Genomic DNA, 24,447 nt, shown 5'->3' with positions numbered 1-24,447 from the left:
GGCCCGGCGCTACCCCCGTGTTTCCACGTGCCGCCTCGCGGCCGTCTCTCCCAAAGGACTCTTCCATGATCCGCAATACCGCTCTTGTCGTGGCCATCGCTGCTGCCACCCTGTCGATGCCGGCCCACGCTGGCCTGGGCAAGCTGAAGGACCTGGCCGGTGCCGCCACCGGTACCTCCAGCAGCAGCGCCTCCAGCGCCGCTGCTCCGGACGAAGCCGCGCAGGAAGCGCTGGTGCGTCGTTTCGTCAGCTCGCAGTCGCACTCGCTGCAGGCCCAGACCTCGTTCGCCCGCGCCTTCGGCCTGGCCGAGCAGGTGCAGCTGCTGGAAGCCGAGCGCCAGGCGCTGTCGTCGGGTTCGGTCAGCGTCGATGCCATGAAGAAGTCGGTGTCGGTCAGCGAAGCTGCGCAGGCCGCGATCAACGAGCGCCAGGCTGCACAGCCGGAACTGAACGCTGAATCCAAGCAGCACTACGCCGAAGGCCTGGTCTCGCTGCTGTCTTCGGCGGCCGAAGCACAGAAGCTGGGCGGCGAAGCCAGCAGCTTCACCGCCGGCATGAAGAACCTGGGCGCGACCCAGCTGGCCACCGTTGGCCGCAAGCTGGCAGCAGGCGCATGGGTGGCCAAGGAATCGCCGGGCTTCATCCAGGGCCTGTACGGTTCGACCAAGTCGGCCGTGACCTTCGCCAAGAAGAGCAAGGTGAAGGTGCCGTCCAACGCCGATTCGATGCTCGACTCGATCTGATCCGAGGCGAATCTCCATGCGTACGACAACCCGTTTGATCGGCCTGGGCCTGGCCGCCGCGCTGCTTGCAGCCTGCGGCAAGCAGGACACCCCGGCCGCCGCGCCTGCACCCGCCAAGGACAAGGCAACCAGTGCGCTGGCCAGCAATGCGCCAGTGGAAGCAGCGCCCCTGCGTGGCACGCCGGATTTCGGCGGCACCACCCAGGTTGCGCGTGAAGCCGACGGCATCGGCAGCACCCCGGAACTGGCGGTGCTGGCAGCGCTGCAGTCGGCCGTGGCGCAGGTCAACGGCGTACGCGTGGCCAGCCAGATGCAGAGCCTGCGTGCAGGCCTGCATGTGGATGTGGATGGCGAACACGTCGGCGATATCCGCGCCGACGCGTTCACCCAGCAGATGATCGCCGGCTCGCAGGGCGCGGTGCTGGGCTATGAAATCCTGTCGCAGGATGAAGTGCGGCAGCTGGACGAGGAAACCATCGCCCGCGTGCGCGCCAGCGACGAAGGCTGGAGCTTCAAGGGCTCGGCGTCGGCCAATGCGTCCGGCGAAGCCTCGGCCAAGAGCGGTTCGGCCTCGGCCAGCGTCAGGGAAAGCTACGACGAGAAGGTCAACGTCGATGCCAAGCGTGGCGCCAGTTCGTTCGACTCCGACGTGACCCATCGCAGCATGCGCAGTTACTGGAAGGTGCGCGTGCGCGCGCAGATCGCCCAGTACCGTGCGCCGGACGAGCAGGGCAAGCCGAAGATCGTGGTGGCCCTGCCGCGCACCAAGGCCGGCAGCTACGCCGTGGGCGATGGCCGCGTGGATGCCGATGAAGTGGCCGACGCGATCCGTGCGCGCCTGTCCGACACGCTGACCCAGACCCAGCGCTTCATCGTGCTGGACCGCGAGTTCGGTGACGAACTGCAGGCCGAGATCGACCACATCAACAGCGGCAACGTGCGCCTGCAGGACACCGCACGCGTGGGCCAGCAGCTGGCGACCGACCTGATCCTGATCCCGACCATCGAACGCTTCGAGTACCCGCGCAGCGTGCGCAACCTGCGCATGTCCGACCGCCAGGTGACCTCGTACTCCGGTGGTGGCCGCATCACCCTGCGCCTGATCAACGCCACCACCGGCCAGGTGGTGATGTCCGACAGCTTCGACCACCAGCTGGCCTCGACCGGCCCGAGTACCCTGCCGCGTGTGGTCAACGGTCGCAACATGGCGGCGGCGATGATGGAATCGCTGTCCGGCCAGATCGGCACCACCATCGTCACCACGCTGTTCCCGGTGTCGGTGGTTTCGGTGGACGGCGACCAGGTGGTGCTGAGCCAGGGCGGCGAAACGCTGCAGGCCGGCCAGCGCTGGCAGGCCGTGCGCCTGGGCGAAGAACTGAAGGATCCGCAGACCGGCCGCTCGCTGGGCCGCAGCGAACACCCGTGCTGCACCATCCGCATCGATCGCGTGGCCGCACAGACCTCGTACGGCACCCTCGAAGACGGTGTCGACGCGATGCGCGGCGGCTTCCGCCCGGGCCAGATCGAACTGCGCCAGAAGCTGGGCAGCAAGCCGGCCACTGCCGCGGCAGGCGCGACCGCCTCGGCCGCTCCCGCAGCCGCCGCACGCCCGGCGGCCAAGCCAAAGCCCAAGGCCGCTGCAGCCCCGGCCGAAGACCCGAACTGGTAACACGCTCAAGCAGTACACAGATGGGGTCAGAGCCCTTTCCCGCCGGGAAAGGGATCTGACCCCTTCTTGTTTCCGTTCGTGTCGACCAAGGTCGACACCTACCAACAGCAGCGGGAACCTGTCGAAGGCGGGGTGGGTCCGGTTGCGGGAGTGTCCGCGGCATGGATGCCGCGGCCAAGCCCCCATGGAAGGGTTTACGGCGTCTCCCGCAACCGGACCCACTCCGCCATCCCACGGAATGCCGCTGTTGCTTCGGTAGTTGCTGTTGCCCTGGCATCGGCAGGTGCAGGGCGCAGCCCTGCCGAATCCCATTACACTCCAGAGAGATTTCCCTGCTGGAGAGAGCAATGAAACGAGTAGCACTGGGCCTGCTGGCCCTGTCAGTGTCGAGCGCACTGATGGCGGCCACCCCGAAATTCGATGGCGCGCGGATCTCCGCCGACGTCAAGGAACTGGCCTCCGACGCCTATGAAGGCCGCTCCCCGGCCACCGCCGGCGAAGAGAAGACCATCGCCTTCCTCAGCAAGCAGTTCGCCGCCGCCGGCCTGCAGCCCGGTGGTGACCTCAAGGACGGCAAGCGCCTGTGGACCCAGGCCGTGCCCCTGCGCAAGGGCGACATCGTCGGCACCCCGCAGCTGTCGCTGCACCAGGGCGGCAAGACCCTGCCGCTGGAGCAGGGCAAGCAGATCGCCGTGCGTGCCGCCATGAACGGCGCCAGCAACGTCGACATCAGCAAGGCGCCACTGGTGTTCCTCGGCTACGGCGTGAAGGCGCCGGAGCGCAACTGGGACGACTTCAAGGGCGTGGACCTGAAGGGCAAGATCGCCGTGGTGCTGATCAACGACCCGGACTTCGAAACCGGCCAGGGCGATTTCGACGGCAAGGGCATGACCTACTACGGCCGTTGGACCTACAAGTACGAAGAAGGCGCCCGCCAGGGGGCGCTGGGCGTTCTGATCGTGCACGAGACCGCACCGGCCTCCTATGGCTGGGCCACCGTGGCCGGCTCCAACACCAACACCATGTTCGACGTGGTGCGCGACAACCCGTCCGAGAGCCATCCGCTGCTGGAAGGCTGGATCCAGCGCGACCTGGCGGTGGAGCTGTTCCGCTCGGCCGGGCAGGACTTCGAGGCGCTGAAGAAGAAGGCGCAGCAGCGCGACTTCACCCCGGTAGTGCTGAGCGGCGCCAGCCTGGACGCGAAGTACGCGGTGAAGACTGAAGTGATCACCTCGCACAACGTGGCCGCGCGCCTGGAAGGCAGCCGCCACCCGGACGAGACGATCATCTACAGCGCGCACTGGGACCACATCGGCGTGGGTGAGCCGGATGCACGCGGTGACCGCATCTTCAACGGTGCGCTGGACAACGCCAGCGGTACCGCCTCGCTGATCGAGCTTGCCCGTGGCTTCGCCAAGGCCAAGCGCCCCGAGCGGTCGGTCCTGTTCCTGGCGGTGACTGCCGAGGAGAAGGGCCTGCTGGGCTCGGAGTACTACGCCACGCACCCGCTGTATCCGCTGGAAAAGACCGTGGCGGTGATCAACATGGATGGCATGGCACCGTTCGGTCCGTCGCGCGATTTCGGCATCTACGGCGCCGCACGTTTCGAGCTGCTGGACCAGCTGAAGGACGTGGCCAAGGGCTGGGACATCCGCTACACCCCGGACCCGAAGCCGGAAGCGGGCCTGTTCTTCCGCTCCGATCACTTCCCGTTCGCCAAGCGTGGCGTGCCGGCACTGTCGTGGTCGGCCGGCCAGGACTGGGTGGACGGCGGCGTGGCCGCAGGCAAGAAGGCCTCCGAGGACTACACCGCCAAGCGTTACCACCAGCAGGGCGACGAATGGCAGCCGGACTGGGTGTTCGCCGGTGCCGCCCGCGACCTGGAAGTGCTCTACACGCTGGGCAACCAGTTGGCCAACACGCGCAGCTGGCCGAACTGGAGCAAGGACGAGTCGTTCCGCGCCGTGCGTGACGCCAGCGCCGACCAGCGCAGGTAAGGGAATGCGCCGGGCTTGCCCGGCGCCTCCCGGGTAGTGCCGGCCGCTGGCCGGCAACCTTGTGATGCTTGCGGAGGTCATGGGGAGCCGGCCAGCGGCCGGCACTACCAGATGGCCTTCCATCCCCGGTTTCCCGGCCTTCGTCGCAGCCCGCTTGTTTGCCCGGCGGGCCGCCCTATGCTCGGCTCACCCCCTTCCTCCAAGGCGCCGCCGTGTTCGCCAGCCTCTCTCTCCTGATCCGCCACCTGCTGGCCTGGGCCGCCGCGCTGGTTGTCGCCGGCATGGTCTGGAGCGGCATCTTCAGCGGCATGAACGATGGCCCGGGCTGGGTGTTCGGCCTGCTGGCGATGTTCCTGATGATCTCCGCGCTGGGCAGCGCGATCACCCATGTGCGCCGGGTCTGGCTGGTGGCCGGCCGGCTGGATTCGACCACGTTGTCCGGGCGCCAGCGCCGCCAGGTGGAACTGCCGATGGATGCCGGCCAGGCCTACGCGGTGGTGGAAGCGGCGATTGCCGAACTTCCGCGCGTGGAGGATGTGGAAAGCTCGGCCGGCAGCCTGCAGGTACGTGCCTACGTGCGCCGGGTCGACCTCTGGAATGGCCGCCAGCCCTCGCGTTGGAACCTGCCGGCGCGGCTGGCGATCAAGCGCAACAGTGTGCTGGCCACGGTCACGCCGGGGCAGGGCACCAGCACCGTCACCCTGCTGTTTGAACCGGATGCGGGCTGGTGGGCCGACCTGCTGGCGCTGGACGAGGGCAGCAACTTCGAGAACGCCGAAGCGGTCACCCGCGCGATCAGCCGTCGCGTGGCCGACCAGCGCCGCGATGAGCAGGCCGCCGCCGAACAGACCCAGGTGGAAAAGGAACTGTCGGTCGCGCGCTTGAACCTGCTGCATGCGCAGGTGGAACCGCATTTCCTCTACAACACGCTGGCCAACGCGCAGGTGCTGACCCGTACCGACCCCGCGCGCGCCGAGCAGATGCTCGGCCACCTGATCCAGTACCTGCGCAGCTCGTTGCCGCAGGTGGATGAATCGGTGTCGACGCTGGGCGTGGAGCTGGAGCGTACGCGCGCCTACCTGGAGATCCTGCGCATCCGCATGGGCGCGCGGCTGGCGGTGGAAGTGCAGGTGCCGAATGAGCTGCACGGCGTGCACCTGCCGGCGATGGCACTGCAGACATTGGTGGAGAACGCGATCAAGCACGGCCTGGAACCCAAGCCCGGCGGTGGAACGATCTGGATCCTGGCGCGTGGCTTCGATGACCATGTAACGGTAACCGTGGCCGACGATGGCCTCGGCTTCGGCCAGGGCACCAGTGGCACCGGCATCGGCCTGAAGAACCTGCGCGAACGCCTGCGCCTGACCTGTGGCGAGCAGGCCGGCGTGGCGATCGTCGCCAACTTCCCCAGCGGTGTGGCCGCGACCATGACCTTGCCGCAGACACACAAGGAGCGCAGCCATGCCGCTTGAAGCCCTGATCGCTGAAGACGAGGAACTGCTGCGGCAGTCACTGGTGGAACAGCTGCGCCGGTTGTGGCCGGAGCTGAAGCTGGTGGCCGAGTGCGAGGACGGCGCCAGTGCGCTGGAGCAGCTGGCCGAGACGCAGCCGGACATCGCTTTCCTCGACATCCGCATGCCCGGCATCAGTGGCATCGAAGTCGCGCGTTCGCTGTCCGAGTTGAGCCCGCGCACCCAGGTGGTGTTCGTCACCGCCTACGACCAGTACGCCATCGACGCGTTCGAGCAGGGCGCGATGGATTACCTGCTGAAGCCGGTCAGCGACGAACGCCTGCTGGCCACGCGCGAGCGCATCCTGTCGCGGCTGCCATCGACGCGACAGGATGACGCCGTGCTTGAGCGCCTGCTGCAGCGGCTGGGCCCTTCGCAGGGTGCTGTCGAACGCCCGCCGCTGGCCTGGATCACCGCCAGCAACGGCCGCGAGACGCAGCTGATCATGCTGGAGGACGTCGCTTACTTTCGTGCCGACAACAAGTACACCACCGTGGTGACTGCCGCAGGTGAGAGTCTGTTGCGCACGCCGTTGCGCGAACTGCTGGAAGTACTCGACCCGCAGCACTTCCGCCAGATCCACCGCTCGACCATCGTCAACATGAAGGCGGTGGCGGCGGTCAGCCGCGACGATACCGGGCGCGGTGTGCTGCGGCTGCGGGGTCGCACGGAAACACTGGTGGTCAGCCAACCGTTCATGAGCCTGTTCCGCGGCATGTGATCCACGCAGCCTGCTGAAAGAACAATGCCACCGTGATCGCGCACGGTGGCATTGTGGGTCCCCCCGCTTCCCTCAAGGCTCAGTAGGCAGGTTGCAGTGTCAGGTCGTGGTGGTGCTCGTTCTCGCCCACGTGGTTGAGGCGGCCGACCAGTTCGGAGTGCTGCTTCATGCGCCCGATCTCGGTCATGATGCGGATGTCCTCATGGCGCAGTTCGCGCTTGGCGGTGACCGCCTGCTTGTAGTCGAGTACTTCCGGGTAATGCTCGGCCAGGTCCAGTGCCTCGGCCACGTGCTCGACACTGTCGGCCTTGGAGCTGATGCGGGCGCGACTGTTGAACGCCTTCATCCAGCGTTCGAAACCCGCCGTGCGGTCGAACATGTTGGCCATGAACCAGATCACGAACAGGATCGAGATCCATGAACCGAACACCACGACCACCCGGGTGAAGGTGATGTGGTAATCGTCGCGCCACAGGTAGTTGGTGATCAGGCCGAGGATCAGCAGCGAGGCCGCCTGCCAGCCGACGATCGAGGCGATCAACCACTGGCACTTGGCCTGGGCCAGCACAGCCACTTCATCGCGGATCTGCTGCTCGCTGAGGCTGCGCCAGTGCGCGACCTGTTTTTCGAACGGGCTGCTGTAGAGCTCGTTGTCGCGAAGCAGTAGTCCCAAACCCTTGAACAAAGCAATCATGGCTGGCTCCTTGTGGAACGTGCGTCGATCAGCATTGGACGGTGTGGCGGGTTCAGTTCTAGCACTTCCAGCGAGCCGTGCAATGGGCGCAATGCCCAGCGCCGTAAGGGTTTTGTCTGAATGGGTGAATGTTGCTGCGCCGCAGCATCGCGGTCGCAGCCTGCGACAGGATGTCGCAGGGTGAAATGTGCTGCGGCCGCACATGAAACCGTGGCTGAGCGCGGAGACTCGCCGCCGGCGTCGTGATCGCCCAGAATCGGGGCCGACCGCGCAACGCGTGGCCGTACTTCCGCCTTTCCTGGACCTGTGATGCCGGCTCTGCTGCAGCGACTTTCCCGCCCCGTCACCGCGCCGATCCGGCGCTGGGTGCTGGAGGCCTTCCCGCGTGGCCAGAGCGGCATCGATTACGACCACCCGCTGGGTGACCCGGGCTGGTTCGGCCCGCACAGCGTCACCTGGAGGCTGCATGCCGAATTCCCCTCGATGCTGGCCGGCGGGTTGTGTGCGCTGATGCTGCAGACCCTGCACACGCGCGCGCTGGCCGGGGTCTACGACCACTCCAATTTCCGCCAGGATCTGGTGGGCCGCCTGCGCCGCACCACCGCCTTCGTTGCCGGCACCAGCTATGCGCCCACCGGCGAGGTGGAAGCGCTGGTGGCCAAGGTGCGCCGCATCCACGCGCAGATCCGGGGCCAGACCGTGCAGGGCGAGCCGTATGCCGCCGATGATCCGCACCTGCTGACCTGGGTGCACGTGACCGAAGCCTTCGGTTTCCTGCAGGGCTTCCGCCGCTACGGGCGCGAGGTGCCGGAGCACATCGCCGATCGCTACTACGACGAGTACCGGCACGTGGCAGAGGCGTTGGGCGCGGTGGATGTGCCGCGCAGTGAAGCCGAGGTGGCGGCGTACTTCTGCGCACGGCAGCCGGAGCTGCGCGTGGACGAGCGTTCGCGCGAAGTGCTGGAGGTGTTGTCCGGCGTGCGCCTGCCGGTTCCGGTACCAGGGCTGTCGCGCGAGGTGTTCCTTGGCGCGGGTGCGGCACTGCTGCCGGACTGGGCCGAGGGGATGCTGGAACGCAATGGCCGCCAGCGTGCGCAGGCCGCCGCCTCTGCGAAGCTGATGCAGGGCATGGCGCCGCTGTTCCGTCGCGCGCTGCCTGATGGCCTGGCCAGCCGCGCCTGCGCACGCATGGGCGTGCCGGTGTCGGTGTTGCGCGAGTGGCCCATCGTTCCCCGGTAGGTGCCAACCAAGGTTGGCCTCTACCAGAGCGGATTCCGCGGTAGATCCACGCCATGCATGGATGGGCCTTACCCGCCTACCCTCAATCCACGCAACAGCATCTGCAGCGCCGCCGTCGCCTGCCGCAGGCGCGCGTCACCATCCTCCCCTTCGGCGATCCAGAACGCGGCCTCGGCCAGGCTGCCGTAGATCAACGACGCCAGCGCCTGCGCATCCACCGGCGCCACCACGCCCTGCGCGATCAACTGTTCGATCAGGCGCTGCATCGAGTGCACGCAGTGGCGCTGCGATTCCGGTGAGGCGCCACCCAGCACCGCGCGCGCGTCGCGCAGCACGATGCGCTGGATCTCCGGTTCCAGCGCCATCTCCAGGTACGCCCCACAGCGCTGCACGAAACCCTCCCAGGCATCATCGGCGCCGTCGCTGATCGCCTGCAGGCGCAGGTCGGTCTCAGCATCGAGCTGGGCGACCACCGCTGCCAGCAGGCCCTTCTTGTCGCCGAAGTGGTGGTAGAGCGCGCCGCGGGTCAGCCCGGCCTGGGCGGTCAGGTCGTCCATCGAGGTGGCGGCATAGCCGTGCTCGCTGAACACCCGGCGGGCGGTGGCCAGCAGGCTGGCGCGGGTTTCTTCCATCTCGGCGCGGGTGCGACGGACCATCCGGAGCTCCTTACATACGCAGTGCATGATTATTTACATACGACGCGTATGAATGTAGCCTCTTATTCATACGCTCTGTATGTATTGTCGTGGCGCCGGGTGCGCCAGGCAAGCCGCTGCCCTGGAGATCCTGATGACCACCCCTTACCGCGACCTGTTCGCCGCCCCCGGCACCATCGGCCTTGCCCTGGCCGGGTTACTGGCCCGCCTGCCGCTGCCGATGACGGGCATCGGCATCATCACCCTGCTGTCGCAGCTGCGCGGCAGCTATGCCCTGGCCGGTGCGGTGTCGGCCACCTTCGTGCTGACCTACGCGCTGCTGTCACCGCAGGTGTCGCGCTGGGTCGACCGCCGCGGGCAGGGCAGGGTGCTGCCGTGGGCCACGGCCGCCAGTGCTACCGGGTTGCTGGCACTGCTCACCTGCACGCTGCTGGCTGCACCGGACTGGATGCTGTTCGTGGCAGCGATGCTGGCCGGCTGCATGCCCAGTGTGTCGGCGATGGTGCGCGCACGCTGGACCGCGATCCATCGCGGCCGCCCGCAGCTGCAGACCGCGTATTCGCTGGAAACCGTGTTCGACGAAGTCACCTTCATCGCCGGGCCGCCGCTGTCGGTCGGGTTGTCGGTGGCGGTGTGGCCGCAGGCCGGCGTACTGGCGGCCGCCCTGTTGCTGGTGCTCGGGGTGACCGCACTGGTGCTGCAGCGGGGCACCGAGCCGCCGCTGCGGCACTACGAAGCTGCTACATCCTCGCGCTCGCTGCTGCGGCAAGCGGAGATCCGCCTGCTGGCGTTGCTGATGCTGGCAATGGGTGTGATTGTCGGTACCGTCGACATCACCAGCGTGGCATTCGCCGAACAGCGTGGGCAGCCGCTGGCCGCCAGCGCGGTGCTGTCGGCCTATGCGCTGGGCAGCTGCGCGGCGGGCCTGCTGTTTGGTGCACTGAAACTGCAGGTGCCGTTGCCGCGCCTGTTGCTGCTGGGCGCAGCAGCCACCTCGATGACCACGCTGCCGCTGCTGTGGGTCGGCAGCCTGCCCGGGCTGGCGGTGGCGGTGCTGCTGGCCGGGGTGTTCTTCGCGCCGACGATGATCGTGGCGATGTCGCTGGTCGAACAGCGCGTGCCCGAATCGCGCCTTACCGAAGGCATGACCTGGTTGCTGGCCGGACTGAACATCGGCGTGGCGCTGGGGGCTGCGCTGTCCGGGCAGAGCGTCGATGCCGGGGGCGTGCGCAGCGGCTTTGTCGTCGCGCTGGTGGCGGGTGGCGGCGTGCTGCTGTTCGCCCTGCTCGCGCAACGTGCACTGCGCCCGTCTGCTTCGTCCACGTTCCCTGAAGGCATCATCCCGTGAGCGCTTCATCGCCCGCGCACGCCGCGCCTGAGGTCCGCCATCCGTGGTGGGCGGTCTCTGCCGTCGGCCTCGCCACGTTCTCGGTGGTCACCACCGAAATGCTGCCGGTGGGCCTGCTGACGCCGATCGCCGAAAGCCTCGGCGCCTCCACCGGCACGGCCGGCCTGATGATCTCGCTGCCGGCATTGCTGGCGGCGCTGTTCGCGCCGTTGGTGGTGATCGCCGCGGGTGGCATCGATCGCCGTCGCATCCTGTGCGCGCTGCTTGCGCTTCTGCTGGTCGCCAACATCGCTTCGGCGCTGGCACCGGGCATCGGCTGGCTGCTGGCCGCGCGGGTGCTGGTCGGGTTCTGCATGGGCGGCATCTGGGCCATCGCCGGTGGATTGGCCGCGCGCCTGGTGCCGGCGCATCGCATCGGCCTGGCCACCTCGATCATCTTCGGCGGGGTGGCCGCGGCATCGGTGCTGGGCGTGCCGCTGGGCGCACTGATCGGCGATGCACTGGGCTGGCGCTGCGCGTTCGCGGCGATGGCGCTGTTCAGCGCGGCGGTGATGCTGCTGCATCTGCGCGTGGTTCCGGCGTTGCCGGTCAGCACATCGGTGCGGGCGATGCAGTTCGTGCAGCAGCTCGGTCATCGTGGGCTGCAGCGAGGACTCTGGCTGACCCTGCTGATGGTGGCAGGGCACTTCATCGCGTTCACCTATGTGCGGCCGCTGCTGACTCTGCAATCGGGCGTGGATGCCGCATGGATCGGCGCGTTGCTGTTTGCGTACGGCCTGGCGGGCATCACCGGCAACTTCATCGCTGGGCCGCTGGCGGCACGCCATCCGCGCGGCACTGTGCTGGCGATCGCATCGGGCCTGCTGCTGACGCCACCGTTGTTCCTGTGGCTGGGCAGCACGCCAACCGGCGGTACTGCGGTGCTGCTGCTGTGGGGCCTGGCCTATGGCGGCGTGTCGGTCGGCCTGATGAGCTGGATGATGAAGGCGCTGCCGCAGGCCGTGGAGATCGCCACTGCGCTCTACGTCGGTGTGTTCAATATCGGCATCGCGCTCGGGGCGTGGGGCGGTGGATGGTTGCTCGATGGCGTGGGCCTGCATGCGAATCTGTGGGCTGCGGCCGGGCTTGCCATGGTCGCCACGCTGGTGATTGCCACAACGCGTCGGTAGATCCACGCCATGCGTGGATTCCCCCTCGTGCCGACCAAGGTCGGCACCCACCAGAACGGGGCGTGTGCCAACCAAGGTTGGCATCCACCGGAATGTGAAACGGGCGCCCTGCGGCGCCCGTTCCCATTACATCACCACACCTTGACCCGCTTGTCCGGGGCCAGGTACAGCTTCTGGCCTTCCTTCACTTCGAATGCCGGGTACCAGGCGTCGATGTTGCGCACGGTCAGTGCGCGGAACTGGCCCGGTGCATGCACATCGGTCAGCAGTGAATTGCGCAGCGCCTGCTCGCGGCTCTTGCTGCGCCAGGCCTGGGCGAAGCCGAGGAAGAAACGCTGGTCCGGGCTGAAGCCTTCCAGGGTCTGGCCCGGCTTGCCCTGCAGCGACAGCTGGTACGCGTCGTAGGCGGTGCCCAGGCCGGCCACGTCGGCGATGTTCTCGCCCAGGGTCAGCTTGCCGTTCACATGCACGCCGGGGAACGGTTCGTAGCTGCTGAACTGCGCGGCCAGCGCATCGCCGGCAGCGTTGAACTGCTTCAGGTCCTCGGCGGTCCACCAGTTGTGCAGCTTGCCGGTTTCATCGAACAGCGCACCGGCGTTGTCGAAGCCGTGGCTGATCTCATGGCCGATCACCGCGCCGATCGCACCGTAGTTCACCGCATCGTCGGCGGCGCCGTCGAAGAACGGCGGCTGCAGGATCGCGGCCGGGAACACCAGGCGGTTCTCCAGCGGCACGTTCATCGCATTGATGGTCTGCGGCAGCATCGCCCATTCGCTGTGGTCGACCGGCTTGCCCAGCTTGGCGATGTTGCGCTGGTATTCGAACAGTTCGGCGCGCTGCGCATTGCCCAGCGCGTCATCGCGGCGGATCTCCAGGCCGGTGTAGTCGCGCCACTTCTCCGGGTAGCCCATGCCGACGGTCAGGCCAGCGACCTTGGCCTTGGCATGCGCCTTGGTCTGCGGCGACATCCACGACAGTGCATCGATGCGCTTGGCGAAGGCGGCGATGATGTTCTTCGCCATCTCGTCCGCCCGCTCCTTGGTCTTCGCGTCGAAGTGCTTTTCCACGTAGCGCTTGCCGATGGCTTCGCCGACTGCATGGTTGGCATCATCCACGGCGCGCTTCCAGCGGTCGCTCTGCTGCGGCGTGCCGCTCAGCGCGGTGCCGTGGAAGGCGAAGCGGGCGTCGGCGAACTTCTTCGGCAGGTAGGCGGCGGCACGGTCCAGTGCGTGGAAGGCCAGGTAGTCCTTCCACACCTCCAGCGGCTCGGTGGCGACCAGCCTGGACAGGCCGGCCACGGCCTTGGGCTGCCACACGATGAAGTCCTGCTGGTCGCCCAGCGCGGCCGCATCAAGGAAGGCGTTCCAGTCCATGCCCGGTGCCTTGGCGTTGAAGTCGGCCTGGGTCCACGGGTTGGCACCCTTGGTCACGTCGTTGGTTTCTTCCTGGGTGGCATGCGCCTGCGCGATCTTCGTTTCCAGCGCGAGGATGCGCTGTGCCTTGCCGGCCGGGTCGGCCACGCCGGCCAGCTGTAGCATCTGTGCGATGTAGGCCTGGTACTGCTTGCGCAGCTCGGCCATGCGGCCGCCGCCCAGGTAGAAGTCGCGGTCGGGCATGCCCAGGCCACCCTGCACGAGGTACGGCGCGGTGCGGTCCGGCTGCAGCATGTCCACCGACACCCACAGGCCGAACAGGCGGTCGGTGTAGAAGTTGGTGGCGTTGAGCAGGTCGACGTCGGCGCGCATGTCGCCGCCGAGGGTGCGGGCCAGGCCGGCCTTGTCGGCGATCGCATCGATGGCCTTCAGCTGCGGCTGCACCGGGGCGATGCCATGCTGCTCGATGCCGGCTTCATCCATGTAGGCGGCGTAGTAGTCGCCGATCAGCTTGTCGTCACCGCTGGCCTGCGCATTGCCTGCCGCGCCCTCGAGGATGGCGCGGGTGTCGGCTAGGGTCTTCTCGGCAATGACGTTGAAGCTGCCGAAGCGCGAACGGTCGGCCGGAATCTCGGTGTTCTTCACCCAGGTGCCGTTGGCGAAGCCGAAGAAGTCATCGCCGGCCGCGATGCTGCGGTCCATGCCGCTGGCATCGAAGCCGAAGCTGCCCAGCATCGGCTTGGCCGCAGCGGGTGCAGCCTCGGCGGGCTTGGCGGTGCCAGCGGCCGGATCGGCCGGACGGTCGCAGGCAGCCAGGGACAGGCTGGCAACGATGGCCAGTGCCAGGGTGGGACGGCGCAGCTTGGACATGGACTTCTCTTGCAGCGGAAAACCCCAAGTCTAATCCGCCACGGGCCGGCTGGCCGTCCCTGTGGCTGGCCGGTCCTGTGCAGGATCTGGCTGAACGCGCCGAAGCGATCTTCACGTCGTCACCGGGGTGGTGCATGCTGGGCCCTGGAGCCCTGCGCGGACACGGGGAGGTGGCCATGCAGGACGGGGTCAGGCGTCAAGAATGGCGTTCGCCGGCCGTTGAGGTCGGGGATGTGGAGGATTCGTTCGCGCATGAAGCCAGCCGACTGCACAAGGAAGATCGACCGATGCCCGCGTTGAAGCGGGCGTTGGCCCGTCCGTTGCGCGCCATCACCTGGGGCGGCGTGCTGCTGGGCCTGTTGCTGGTGGCCGGATTGGCCACCATGCTGGCCAACGACCATCACCGCCGCCTGGAGGCCGCGCAGCGGCAGAGCCGGGCGCTGGCGGTGGGCAGCGAGCGCCTGCTGGCGCTGGAGCTGCGCAACCTGGAGCGGGCGATGTCCGGCATCGCCGCAGATGCCGCTGAACTGTTCCGCAGCGTGCCGGCGCAGGCGCCGGCACTGCTGGATGCCGCCATCGGTGGCGTGCTGCGCCGCCACGCTGAACTGCACAGCATCGTGGTGCTGGACAGCCACGGGCGCGCGCTGACCGCCGGCCGCGGCGACCTGCAGCTGCCGCTGTGGACCGACCCGCTGCGCCGCGGGCAGGGCAGCGCGCTGTACATCGGTCCGCCGCAGCGGGCCAGCGATGGCGGCTGGGTGGTGCCGCTGGCACTGCCGATGGCCGGTGAACGCTGGCTGTTGGCGCGGCTGCGCTGTGGTGAACTGCAGCGCATCGCCGGCGGCCTGGATGTGGGGCCCAACGGGCTGGTCTCGATCACCGATGCCGAGGGTTACATGCTGGCGCGCGTGCCCGATCCGCATGGCACCGTCGGTCGCCGCTACGACCTGCCGCGGCGTGACCTGCTCGGCAAGCAGGCGGTGGTCGAGCTCGGCAGCCTGCCCGGCGTGGTCGATGGTGTGCCGCGCATCACCACCATCAGCACGCTCGACCGCAGTCCGCTGGCGGTGCAGATCGGCCTGGCCGATGAAGACGTGCTGGCGCCATGGTGGCCCTACCTGCAGGCGTCGGTGGTGATTGTGCTGGCCTACATCGCGGTGCTGCTGGTGCTGCTGTATGCGGTGCGCCGTACGACCCGCCGCCAGCAATCGATGGCCGAGGAACTGAAGGCGGGCCATGCCGAGCTGCGCCTGGCCCATCAGGTCGGGCGCGTCTGTACCTGGTACGTGGACGAGGATGCCGCGTTGCTGCGCTGGTCACCGCTGGCACGCGAGATCTTCGGTGTGCAGACCGATGCGCTGCCGGTAGCCGATTTCTTCGCACGCGTGCATCGCGATGATGCCGCGCGCCTGCAGCAGGCCTTTGACCAGGCCTTCGCCGGTGGTGCAGTGCTCGACCAGGTGTTCCGCTTGGTGCTGCCCGGTGGTGAAGTGCGCTGGGTGGGTGCGCGCGGGCAACGGGTGGAGGTGGCCGACAGCGAGCGCCGCATGATCGGCGCGCTGACCGACCTGAGCGAGCGCTACCAGGCGCGCGAGCAGATGAGCGAAGTGGAACGCCGCTTCCGGCTGCTGTTCGATCGCAACCCGGCGCCATTCTGGGTGTTCGACCCGGACACGCTGCGCTTCATCGAGGTCAACGACGCTGCGGTGCGCCAGTATGGATACAGCCGCGAGGAATTCCTGGCGATGAGCATCCTCGACATCCGCCCGCGCGAGGGCTGGGACGAGGTGAAGGGAGCGATCGCCAAGGCCCGCGTTGGCGAGCTGCAGGACGCGGCAGTGCGGCTGCACCGGCGCAAGGACGGCAGCGTCTTCGAAGTGCGCGCGCATCTGTCCAAGCTCGATTTCGATGGCCAGCCGGCGTGCCTGGTGCTGGCCGAGGATGTCAGCGAACGGCTGGCCTACGAACGCGACCTGGCCTACCAGGCGCGGCACAACCCGGCCACCGGCCTGCTCAACGTGCGTGCGCTGACCGACCAGCTTGATGAGCAGGACGAGGGCTATACCATCGCTTTCGTGCAGTTGCGCGGCCTGCAGCTGGTGGCCGATACGCTGGGACGCGAGATCGGTGATGCGGTGCTGCAGTCGATGGCGACCCGCCTGGGCGGGTTGGGCGCGCGTTGCGGCACGCTGGCCTTCCAGCCAGCGGAGGACTTCGTGTTCGCCATCGGTGCCGGGCACGATACCCAGCGCGTGCTGGACGACCTGCTGCAGATCGTGTCGGCGCCGATGCGCGGCAAGGATTCGCTGCACCAGTTCGAGCCGCGCATCGGCGTGGCGGTGCATGTGGCCGGCGATGGTCACAGCGCCGAACAGGTGATCGGCATGGCAGCCCAGGCGGCGCATGCGGCGCGTGCCGAGGGCAACGTGGTGGTCTGGTTCGACGCGGCGGTGACCACGCGGCTGGCCGACCGGTTGCGCCTGGCCGGGCGCATCCATGCGGCCATCGACAACGAGTTCCAGCTGTACTTCCAGCCGATCCGGCACGCCAGCGATGGCAGCCCGGCGGCACTGGAAGCATTGCTGCGCTGGCCACAGGCCGATGGCAGCTTCATTCCGCCCAACGAGTTCATCCAGCTGTGCGAGGAGACCGGGCTGATCCTGGCACTGGGCCGCTGGGTGATCCGAGCGGCAGCGAAGGCGCAGCGGCGGTTGGTCGAGGCTGGCTGGGGCGAGCTGCCGATTGCGGTCAACGTCTCGGCCGTGCAGTTCTTCAACAGCGACCTGGTGGCCGAGTTCACCCGCGCCCAGCAGGAGTTCGGGTTGGCGCGGGGTGCGCTGCATGTGGAGCTGACCGAGAGCAGCCTGATGCGCAAGCCGGCGCAGGCGATGCAGACCATGCAGCGCCTGCACGAGCAGGGCATCAGCGTGTCGCTGGATGACTTCGGCACCGGCTATTCCAGCATGTCCTACCTGCAGCACCTGCCGCTGGACATCCTGAAGATCGATCGCAGCTTCGTAGCGGACGTGGAAACCAATCCGCGCAATGCCTCGATCTGCCGCGCGCTGCTGTCGCTGGGCCACAGCATGGGGCTGACCATCATCGCCGAAGGCGTGGAGACGCCGGGGCAGCTGGACTGGCTGGCCGCGCACGGCTGCGACCAGGTGCAGGGCTACCTGCTGGGGCGGCCGGCGCCGCTGGAGCGGATCATCGATGCGTTGGATGAAGTTGCCGCCTAAGTGGTAGTGCCGGCCGCTGGCCGGCATTCGCCCAGGCCCGGGATGTGTCTGATTGCCGGCCAGCGGCCGGCACTACCGGCAAGCGCCAGATTCGGCTACACCCCGGCATCCACCAGGTGGTCGATGAAACTGCGCACCTTCGGTGCGAGGTGGCTGCGGCTGGTGTAGACCGCGAAGATGCCGATCGGCGCGGCCTCCCATTCGGGCAGGATGCGCACCAGGCGGCCATCGGCCAGCGCGTCCTGCAGCAGGAAGTCCGGCTGCAGGATCACCCCCATGCCCGCAATCGCCGCTTCGCGCAGCACGTCGCCGTTGTTGGCGTGCAGCAGGCTGCTCACCGCCACCTTCACTTCGCCGCCGGGCCCCTGCAGCGGCCAGTTGTTGCCTGCGGCCCAGTAGCTGTAGCTCAGGCACGCGTGTGCCTGCAGCTCCTGCGGTGTCTGCGGCGTGCCACGCGCGGCCAGGTACGATGGCGCGGCGCACAGGCTCACCCGCGATTCGCCCAGGCGGCGCGCGATCAGCGTCGGCCCCGGCTCGCGGGTGATGCGGATGGCCACGTCGTAGCCTTCCTCGACCATGTCCACCAGCCGGTCGGACAGGGCCAGGTCCAGCTCCACCTGCGGGAAGCGCTGGCGGTAGCTGGCCAGCAACGGCCCGAGGCGGGCGATGCCCCAGCTGACCGGTGCGTTGATGCGCAGCGTGCCCGAAGGCTCCAGTGCCTGCGCGCCGATACTGGCCTCCAGCGCGTCGAATTCGGCCAGCAGGCGCACGCATTGGGCGTAGTAGGCGGCGCCGGCACTGGTCGGGCTGACCCGCCGCGTGGTGCGATGGAGCAGGCGGGTGGACAGGCGTTTTTCCAGCGCGGCGACCTGGCGGGTGACCCCGGCGGTGGACATGTCCAGCGCCTGGGCGGCGGCACTGAAGCCGTTGCGCTCGACCACCGCCACGAAGACCCGCATCGCGTCGAGGGTGTCCATTGTTGCGCCTTTTGAAATAAATACGGTCAAACCATCGTATTTATCGGCCCGTGAAGGCGCAATAACCTGTGCCTACTCCCTTCTAAGGTGCTTTCCGATGCACACCACGACCGCTCCTGTTTCGCCGCTGGCACCGTATGGCGCCACCCTGCTGCGCCTGGCCCTGGGCGTGCTGTTCCTGGTCCATGCGCTGACCAAGCTGCTGGTGTTCACCCCGGCCGGTACGGCGGCGTTCTTCGAATCGCTGGGGCTGCCCGGCGTGCTCGGTTACCTCACCATCGGCGTCGAGCTGGTGATCACCGCCGCGCTGCTGCTTGGTATCTACGCGCGCTGGGTGGGCCTGGTTGGCGTGCCGCTGCTGCTGGGCACCATCGTCACCGTGCACGGCGCCAATGGCTTCAGCTTCGCCAACGCCGGCGGTGGCTGGGAATACCCGGCCTTCTGGGCGTTGGCGCTGGTGGTGCTGTTCCTGGTCGGAGACGGCAAGTGGACCCTGCGTTCGCGCTGATCGCCGCCTGATCCTGCAACTGGAGAATTCCATGTCCCGCCTGCCTTCGCTGTACATCTCCCATGGTTCGCCGATGACTGCCCTGCATCCGGGCCAGGTTGGCGTGCGCCTGGCCGAGCTGGCGCAGGATCTGCCAACCCCGCGCGCCATCGTGATGGCCTCGGCGCACTGGCTGGGCCGGCAGCCGCGGGTCGGTGCGCATCCGCAGCCGCCGACCATCCACGACTTCGGCGGCTTCCCGCGCGCGCTGTTCGAACTGCAGTACCCGGCGCCGGGTGATCCGGCGCTGGCCGAAGAGGTGGCCGGCCGCATCGCCGCCGCTGGCCTGCCGGTGGCGCTCGACCCGCAGCGTGGCCTCGACCACGGCGCGTGGGTGCCGCTGCGGTTGCTGCGCCCGCAGGCCGACATCCCGGTGGTGCCGGTATCGATCCAGCCGCTGCTCGGCCCCGAACACCAGTTCGCGCTGGGCCGCGCGCTGGCGCCGCTGCGCGAACAGGGCGTGCTGCTGGTCGGTTCGGGCAGCATCACCCACAACCTGCACGACTGGGGCGACTACCAGGACGGCAAGGAAGCACCTTACGTGCGGCCCTTCATCGAGTGGGTGGAACAGCGACTGGCCGCCGACGACCGCCAGGCCCTGCTCGACTATCGCCGCCAGGCACCATTCGCCGAGCGCGCACACCCGACCGACGAGCACCTGCTGCCGCTGTTCTTCGCGATGGGCGCGGCCGGCGAGGGCGGCTTCGGTGCACGCCGCATCGACGCCGGTATCGATGCCGGCTTCCTGGCCATGGACCTGTACCGCTTCGATGGGGCGGCATGAGCCGGGGCTGACGCCAGGGGCCTCCCGTCGTCGCGGCTGCAGCCGCATGTGGTAGTTTTTTCCGGGTTTCCGGCGCTGGCCTCCGAGCCTCCCCACGCGCCGCTTCCTGGAAGAAGCATGCATACCATTGAAGTCGTCCTGGCGATGCTGGTGGCCGTTGTCGCCAGCGGCTACCTGGTTCGTGTCCTGCCGTTCTCGTTGCCGCTGCCGCTGGTGCAGATCGGCCTGGGCGCGGTCATCGCCGGGGTGTTCAACCGCGGCCACGCGCTGGAGCCGGAAGTGTTCTTCCTGCTGTTCCTGCCGCCGCTGCTGTTCCTCGATGGCTGGCGCATTCCCAAGCAGGGCCTGTTCCGCGACAAGGGCGCGATCCTCGAACTGGCGTTCGGCCTGGTGGTGTTCACCGTGATCGGCGCCGGCTTCCTGATCCACTGGCTGATTCCGGTGATGCCGCTGGCGGTGTGCTTCGCGCTGGCGGCCATCGTGTCGCCCACCGATCCGGTGGCAGTCGGTGCGATCGCCTCCAAGGCGCCGATTCCCAAGCGCCTGATGCACATCCTGGAGGGCGAGTCACTGCTGAACGATGCGTCCGGCCTGGTCTGCTTCCGCTTCGCGGTGGCCGCGGTGATGACCGGCACCTTCTCGCTGGCCACCGCCTCGCTGACCTTCGTGTGGGTGGCGGTGGCCGGCCTGGCGGTGGGCGTGGCGGTCACCCTCGGTGTATCGACCTTCCAGCGCTGGCTGTGGCGCCGTTTCGGTGAAGAGCCGGGCGCGGCGATGCTGGTCAACCTGCTCATCCCGTTCGCGGCCTACCTGCTGGCCGAAGAGATCCATGCCTCGGGCATCCTCGCCGCGGTCGCCGCCGGCATCGCGATGAGCTATGTCGAGCTGACCGGCCGCGTGTCCGGCAGCATGCGCGTGCAGCGCGCCGGGGTCTGGAACATGCTGCAGTTCAGCTTCAACGGCATCATGTTCGTGCTGCTGGGCGAGCAGCTGCCGGGCATCGTCGAGCGCGCCACCACCACCATGAACGAGAGCGGCCACCAGAGCGCGTGGTGGCTGCTGGTGTATGTGGTGGTGATCAACCTGGCGCTGGTGGTGCTGCGCCTGCTCTGGGTGTGGCTGTCGCTGCGCTGGAACCTGCTGCGTGCGCGTCGCCGTGGCCTGGAGCGGGGCGAGGCACCGAACTGGCGCATCGTGGTGGCGACCTCGGTGGCCGGCGTGCGCGGTGCGATCACCCTGGCCGGTGTGTTGACCCTGCCCCTGTTCCTGCCCGATGGCAGTGCGTTCCCGGCGCGTGACCTGGTGATCTTCCTGGCCGCATCGGTGATCCTGTTCTCGCTGCTGGGCGCCAGCATCGCGCTGCCACAGCTGTTGAAGGGCCTGCAGCTGCCGGCCGATTCGGGCGAACGCAAGGAAGAGGACCTGGCACGCCGGCTGTCATCGAAGGCTGCGCTGGCCGGGGTCGAGCGCATGCGCCAGCAGCTGGTGATGAACCAGAACACCGAGAACGTGCAGCTGTACAACGACGCTGCCTCGCGTGTGAGCCTGCTGTACCAGCGCCACCTGGAGCGCGACAGCGACGGGCCCGACGTGGACCCGGAGAAGGTGCGGCGCATGGAAATGGGGTACCGCCAGCTGCGCAGCGCCGGCCTCAATGCCGAGCGCGAGGAGCTGTTCCGGCTGACCCGGCGCGGGGTGATCTCCGATGAGATCTCGCGGCGCCTGATCCGCAACCTGGACCTGCTGGAATCGCGCAAGCGCGAGTGACGCTGCGGTCGGGCGCCGTCGATCGGGGTCAGATCCCTTTCCGCGGGAAAGGGATCTGACCCCAGGATCCGGGAGCCGCGCTTATTCCGGCTTGGTTTCCAGGAAATACGCCTCGACCTTGCCCTTGACCTTGATGGTCATCGGGTTGCCGCGGCGGTCGCGGGCCTTGCCGGCCTGCACGCGGATCCAGCCTTCGCTGACCGAGTATTCCTCGACGTTGTCGCGCTCGACGTCGTTGAAACGCACGCCGACGCCGCGCTCCAGCGCCTGCGCATCATGGAAGGGGCTGGCCGGGTTGATCGCCAGGTGGTCGGGAGGGGTATCGCTCATCGCTTCATTCACAGTGACGGCCACCAAGGCCGGCTTCAGCGGCACAGGATAAACCGTAGAATGCCGGCCTGCCCCAGAGGAAGCTCCGCCATGCCCGACAACAGCGACTATTTCGACTTCGAGGAAGACATCCACGACTTCGACGAAGACGGCTTCGAGGCGCGGGTCTGGAACCTGCTGGTGCTGATCAACCCGGGCGACGAGGAACTGGCTCTGCAGCAGTTCAACCGCTGGCGCGAGCACCTGGCCGAGGACGGGCAGCCGCTGGAAGCGGACAGCGACTGGCTGCCGGCCCTGTTCACCGCCATTGCCTGGCAGTCCGGTTTCGAGGTGGAACGTGATGACCTGGAATCGCTGCAGTCGGCGGTGAACGAGCTGTCGGCGCGCTTCAACCTGCAGCTGGACTGGGGCGGCGACCTGGACGACGAGGACTTCGCCGAAGACCTGGACGGCGTACAGCTGATGTCCACGGCCTTCGACCGCCTGCGCGAGCACAACTACACGCTGTGGAGCGTGGATGCCGGCAGCGACGGCTTCACCGGTGTGATGGCACTGACCCGCGACGACGACGCGATGCTGGCGCTGTGCTCGCTGCTGAACGTGGAAATCCGGCTGGGCAGCGACCCGTTCTGAGGGACGGGGTGATCGGCCTGGCATGGCCCGGCGGGGACGATCTGCTGGGCGCGGCCTGACGGGGTGATCCGACGGGGTGATCCGACGCGGGGATCCGACGCGGGGGGATCCGACGCGGGGATCCGACGCGGGGATCCGACGGGGTGATCCGACGGGGGGGATCCGACGGGGTAGAGTCGACTGTTAGTCGACTGCTCTCCGATCCGGCCGCGAAAACCCCGCGCTGCGCGCGATAGTCGACTAACAGTCGACTCTACCCCGTCGACTCTACCCAGCCGACTCTACCCCGTCGTCGCCGGTCGGTGCCTGGCGAGCGCTTGGCGTGGCCTACGGCCGGTATTGCGCCCGGGCGTTGGCAATCACCGCTTTGACCAGCTCGCGGTCGGCGTGCCGGGAAATCGCCCGCGCACCGAGCGCGATCGCCTGCGCGCGCAGCTCGGCGGTGACATCGTAGTGCGCGCCGCTGGCCTTGTTCTGGAAGGCCCGCGGGGGAATGCCGAGCTGCGCCGCCATGGCGTGCAGCTCGGGCAGGGTGTCGGCCATCAGGTGCGCCCAGCGCTGTCCGCGCCAGGGATGCACCGCGTCATCGACGTAGACCGTCACCGCCGCGGCCGGTTCAGGCCTGCGGCTTGCTGTCGCTGTCAGCGGCCGGCGCGGCCTCGGCAGCGGCTTCTTCAGCCACGGCGCCCTCGGCGGCTTCGCCTTCCTCGCCTTCAGCAGCGTCGACGCCTTCGAATTCGGCGACCAGCTTGTCCAGGTACTCGTCGGCGGTCTGCTCGGATTCGGCCGCCAGGGTGTCCAGCAGCTTCTGCAGCAGCTCGGAGTATTCCAGGTTGACCTTGCGGCCTTCCTTCTCCTGCACGTTGGCCAGGTGCTTGAGCATGGCCAGCATCGGAACCGGGTTCTCGGCGTTGCCCATGGTCTGGCCGCCGATGGCCAGCAGCCACTCACGGCCCTGCAGGCCGATGGCCGCAACCACCTGGCCGTCTTCGTTGGTCAGCACGGCATGGTTCTGCACCTGCTGCTGGGCGTTCAGGCGCAGGAACGGACGCTTGGCCTGCTGCTTCTTGCGCTTGTCGCGCTTGGCCTTGGAGTTCTGGGACATGGGGTGGGGTCACCTGGAAACGGAAAGACCGCCATTGTACTGGGTGCCGCGCTGCGCGCTCGCCGGGCCACGCCCGGCGAAGACCGGTCAGGGGTCGGATCCCTTTCCTGCGGAAAGGGATCCGACCCCGGCCTCACTTTGCCGGCCCCTGCGCGGCCTGCACATCCGGGTCGACGGTCGGCGCCGACAGCCCCACCTGCGGGCCGGCACCGGCCAGGGCAGCCTCCTCGGCGGCCCTGGTCATTACCACGATGCTGATGCGGCGGTTGATCGGGTTCTGCGGGTCGGCCCTGTCGAACAGCACGGACGAGGACAGGCCGACCACGCGGGTGATCTTGCTGTCATCCAGGCCGCCATCGACCAGTGCGCGGCGTGCGGCATTGGCGCGGTCGGCGCTCAGTTCCCAGTTGCCGTAGCCGCGCGCGGCCGAATAGGCGGTGATGTCGGTGTGGCCGGTCAGGCTGATCCGGTTCGGCACATGGTTCAGGTACTCGGCCAGCTCGTGCAGGATCTGCTGCGTATACGGCTTCAGCGTGGCGCTGCCGAGGTCGAACATCGGCCGGTTCTGCTTGTCCACGATCTGGATGCGCAGGCCTTCCGGGGTCAGGTCCAGCAGCAGCTGGTCCTTGAACGGTTCCAGTGCCTGGCTGCGGCTGATCGCCTCCTGCAGTTCCTTCATCAGCGCTTCCAGCTGCTGCTTGTCGCGCTGCTGTTCATCCACCGGCTGCGGAATCGATTTCTGCTGGTTCTGGAAGGGATCGTTGCTGTTGCCACGCGAGACATCGGTGGCGCCGCCCAGCTTGATCATCGAGGTGCTGGCACCGCCCGGCCCGGCCATGCCCGGTGCGGGCGTGGGGCTCTGCCCCGCCAGCGGGCTGGGGTTGCGGAAGTATTCGGAAATGGCCGCACGTTCGGGCTTGCTGGTGCTGGCCATCAGCCACAGCACCAGGAAGAAGGCCATCATCGCGGTCACGAAGTCGGCGTAGGCCACCTTCCACGAACCGCCGTGGTGGGCGGCGTGGCCGGCCTTCTTGACCCGGCGGACGATGACGGTGGGCTTGTTCTCGGCCATGGC

21 protein-coding genes are annotated in these 24,447 nt (G+C 68.0%); 13 read left to right on the top strand and 8 right to left on the bottom strand.

Annotation, left to right across the window (positions count from 1 at the left end; genetic code table 11):
• Positions 1-65: 65 nt before the first annotated feature.
• The 5 genes from D7T59_RS12665 (at position 66) to D7T59_RS12645 (ending at position 6,641) form a co-directional block, all read left to right on the top strand.
• A complete protein-coding gene (locus tag D7T59_RS12665; RefSeq protein ID WP_164139419.1) occupies positions 66-743 on the top strand; it encodes a hypothetical protein in 678 nt (225 codons plus the stop codon).
• Positions 744-759: 16 nt separating this feature from the next.
• The gene (locus D7T59_RS12660) at positions 760-2,412 is read left to right on the top strand and encodes a CsgG/HfaB family protein (RefSeq protein ID WP_180851314.1); all 1,653 of its coding nucleotides are present in this window, start codon (positions 760-762) and stop codon (positions 2,410-2,412) included.
• A 347-nt stretch (positions 2,413-2,759) separates the two neighbouring features.
• A complete protein-coding gene (locus D7T59_RS12655; protein ID WP_180851315.1) occupies positions 2,760-4,409 on the top strand; it encodes a M28 family metallopeptidase in 1,650 nt (549 codons plus the stop codon).
• A gap of 212 nt (positions 4,410-4,621) precedes the next feature.
• Positions 4,622-5,881: a sensor histidine kinase gene (locus D7T59_RS12650; protein WP_005407896.1), complete on the top strand. Its 1,260-nt coding sequence runs from the start codon at positions 4,622-4,624 to the stop codon at positions 5,879-5,881.
• Positions 5,871-6,641: a LytR/AlgR family response regulator transcription factor gene (locus D7T59_RS12645; RefSeq protein ID WP_164137408.1), complete on the top strand. Its 771-nt coding sequence runs from the start codon at positions 5,871-5,873 to the stop codon at positions 6,639-6,641. Before D7T59_RS12650 ends, D7T59_RS12645 begins: the two co-directional genes overlap by 11 nt.
• 79 nt (positions 6,642-6,720) lie before the next feature.
• On the opposite strand, the gene D7T59_RS12640 is transcribed toward D7T59_RS12645, so the two are convergent.
• Positions 6,721-7,335, bottom strand: a complete 615-nt coding sequence (locus tag D7T59_RS12640) for a hypothetical protein (protein ID WP_049432369.1) — start codon at positions 7,333-7,335, stop codon at positions 6,721-6,723.
• 309 nt (positions 7,336-7,644) lie between these two features.
• Between D7T59_RS12640 and D7T59_RS12635 the strand changes: the two genes are divergently transcribed.
• Positions 7,645-8,574, top strand: a complete 930-nt coding sequence (locus D7T59_RS12635) for an oxygenase MpaB family protein (protein ID WP_180851316.1) — start codon at positions 7,645-7,647, stop codon at positions 8,572-8,574.
• A 68-nt stretch (positions 8,575-8,642) separates the two neighbouring features.
• On the opposite strand, the gene D7T59_RS12630 is transcribed toward D7T59_RS12635, so the two are convergent.
• Positions 8,643-9,230: a TetR/AcrR family transcriptional regulator gene (locus tag D7T59_RS12630; RefSeq protein ID WP_180851317.1), complete on the bottom strand. Its 588-nt coding sequence runs from the start codon at positions 9,228-9,230 to the stop codon at positions 8,643-8,645.
• Between the two features lie 133 nt (positions 9,231-9,363).
• Here D7T59_RS12630 and D7T59_RS12625 point away from each other — a divergent pair, with 133 nt between their 5' ends.
• Together D7T59_RS12625 and D7T59_RS12620 are read left to right on the top strand one after the other, a co-directional pair.
• A complete protein-coding gene (locus D7T59_RS12625; RefSeq protein WP_180851318.1) occupies positions 9,364-10,578 on the top strand; it encodes an MFS transporter in 1,215 nt (404 codons plus the stop codon).
• On the top strand, positions 10,575-11,747 hold the full coding sequence (locus D7T59_RS12620) for an MFS transporter (protein ID WP_180851319.1): 1,173 nt from the start codon (positions 10,575-10,577) through the stop codon (positions 11,745-11,747). Before D7T59_RS12625 ends, D7T59_RS12620 begins: the two co-directional genes overlap by 4 nt.
• Positions 11,748-11,878: 131 nt before the next feature.
• Here D7T59_RS12620 and D7T59_RS12615 read toward each other — a convergent pair whose 3' ends face one another.
• Complete coding sequence (locus tag D7T59_RS12615; protein WP_180851320.1) at positions 11,879-13,990, bottom strand: M13 family metallopeptidase; 2,112 nt, start codon at positions 13,988-13,990, stop codon at positions 11,879-11,881.
• A 176-nt stretch (positions 13,991-14,166) separates the two neighbouring features.
• On the opposite strand from D7T59_RS12615, the gene D7T59_RS12610 reads away from it, so the two are divergent.
• Positions 14,167-17,229, top strand: a complete 3,063-nt coding sequence (locus tag D7T59_RS12610; RefSeq protein ID WP_180863251.1) for a bifunctional diguanylate cyclase/phosphodiesterase — start codon at positions 14,167-14,169, stop codon at positions 17,227-17,229.
• Positions 17,230-17,324: 95 nt separating this feature from the next.
• Here the strand turns inward: D7T59_RS12610 and D7T59_RS12605 are convergent, their stop codons facing one another.
• Positions 17,325-18,206 carry a LysR family transcriptional regulator gene (locus D7T59_RS12605; protein WP_164137402.1) on the bottom strand — a complete coding sequence of 294 codons (882 nt, stop codon included), beginning with the start codon at positions 18,204-18,206 and terminating at the stop codon, positions 17,325-17,327.
• 97 nt (positions 18,207-18,303) lie between these two features.
• On the opposite strand from D7T59_RS12605, the gene D7T59_RS12600 reads away from it, so the two are divergent.
• From D7T59_RS12600 to D7T59_RS12590, 3 genes are all read left to right on the top strand, one after another.
• Positions 18,304-18,714, top strand: a complete 411-nt coding sequence (locus tag D7T59_RS12600; RefSeq protein ID WP_164137401.1) for a DoxX family protein — start codon at positions 18,304-18,306, stop codon at positions 18,712-18,714.
• A gap of 31 nt (positions 18,715-18,745) precedes the next feature.
• Positions 18,746-19,537 carry a dioxygenase family protein gene (locus D7T59_RS12595; RefSeq protein WP_180851322.1) on the top strand — a complete coding sequence of 264 codons (792 nt, stop codon included), beginning with the start codon at positions 18,746-18,748 and terminating at the stop codon, positions 19,535-19,537.
• Positions 19,538-19,654: 117 nt separating this feature from the next.
• Positions 19,655-21,304 (top strand): Na+/H+ antiporter, encoded by a 1,650-nt coding sequence (locus tag D7T59_RS12590; RefSeq protein ID WP_099552563.1) that lies wholly within the window; start codon positions 19,655-19,657, stop codon positions 21,302-21,304.
• Between the two features lie 81 nt (positions 21,305-21,385).
• Here the strand turns inward: D7T59_RS12590 and D7T59_RS12585 are convergent, their stop codons facing one another.
• Positions 21,386-21,634 carry a DUF3297 family protein gene (locus tag D7T59_RS12585; RefSeq protein ID WP_012509930.1) on the bottom strand — a complete coding sequence of 83 codons (249 nt, stop codon included), beginning with the start codon at positions 21,632-21,634 and terminating at the stop codon, positions 21,386-21,388.
• Positions 21,635-21,724: 90 nt separating this feature from the next.
• Here D7T59_RS12585 and D7T59_RS12580 point away from each other — a divergent pair, with 90 nt between their 5' ends.
• A complete protein-coding gene (locus D7T59_RS12580) occupies positions 21,725-22,267 on the top strand; it encodes a DUF6630 family protein (protein WP_005407911.1) in 543 nt (180 codons plus the stop codon).
• Between the two features lie 327 nt (positions 22,268-22,594).
• Here D7T59_RS12580 and D7T59_RS12575 read toward each other — a convergent pair whose 3' ends face one another.
• From D7T59_RS12575 to motB, 3 genes are all read right to left on the bottom strand, one after another.
• Positions 22,595-22,870, bottom strand: a complete 276-nt coding sequence (locus D7T59_RS12575; RefSeq protein WP_164137399.1) for a DUF4031 domain-containing protein — start codon at positions 22,868-22,870, stop codon at positions 22,595-22,597.
• A gap of 13 nt (positions 22,871-22,883) precedes the next feature.
• Positions 22,884-23,372, bottom strand: coding sequence for a hypothetical protein (locus D7T59_RS12570; RefSeq protein WP_164137398.1), 489 nt, complete (start codon positions 23,370-23,372; stop codon positions 22,884-22,886).
• Positions 23,373-23,505: 133 nt separating this feature from the next.
• On the bottom strand, positions 23,506-24,444 hold the full coding sequence (gene motB / locus D7T59_RS12565) for a flagellar motor protein MotB (protein ID WP_180851323.1): 939 nt from the start codon (positions 24,442-24,444) through the stop codon (positions 23,506-23,508).
• Positions 24,445-24,447: the final 3 nt, after the last annotated feature.

Origin of the sequence: Stenotrophomonas maltophilia (assembly GCF_013464915.1) — a bacterium.
GTDB lineage: Bacteria > Pseudomonadota > Gammaproteobacteria > Xanthomonadales > Xanthomonadaceae > Stenotrophomonas > Stenotrophomonas maltophilia_AT.
The sequence above is the reverse complement of the archived record's forward strand: the minus strand, read 5'-3'. Positions and strand labels throughout refer to the sequence as shown.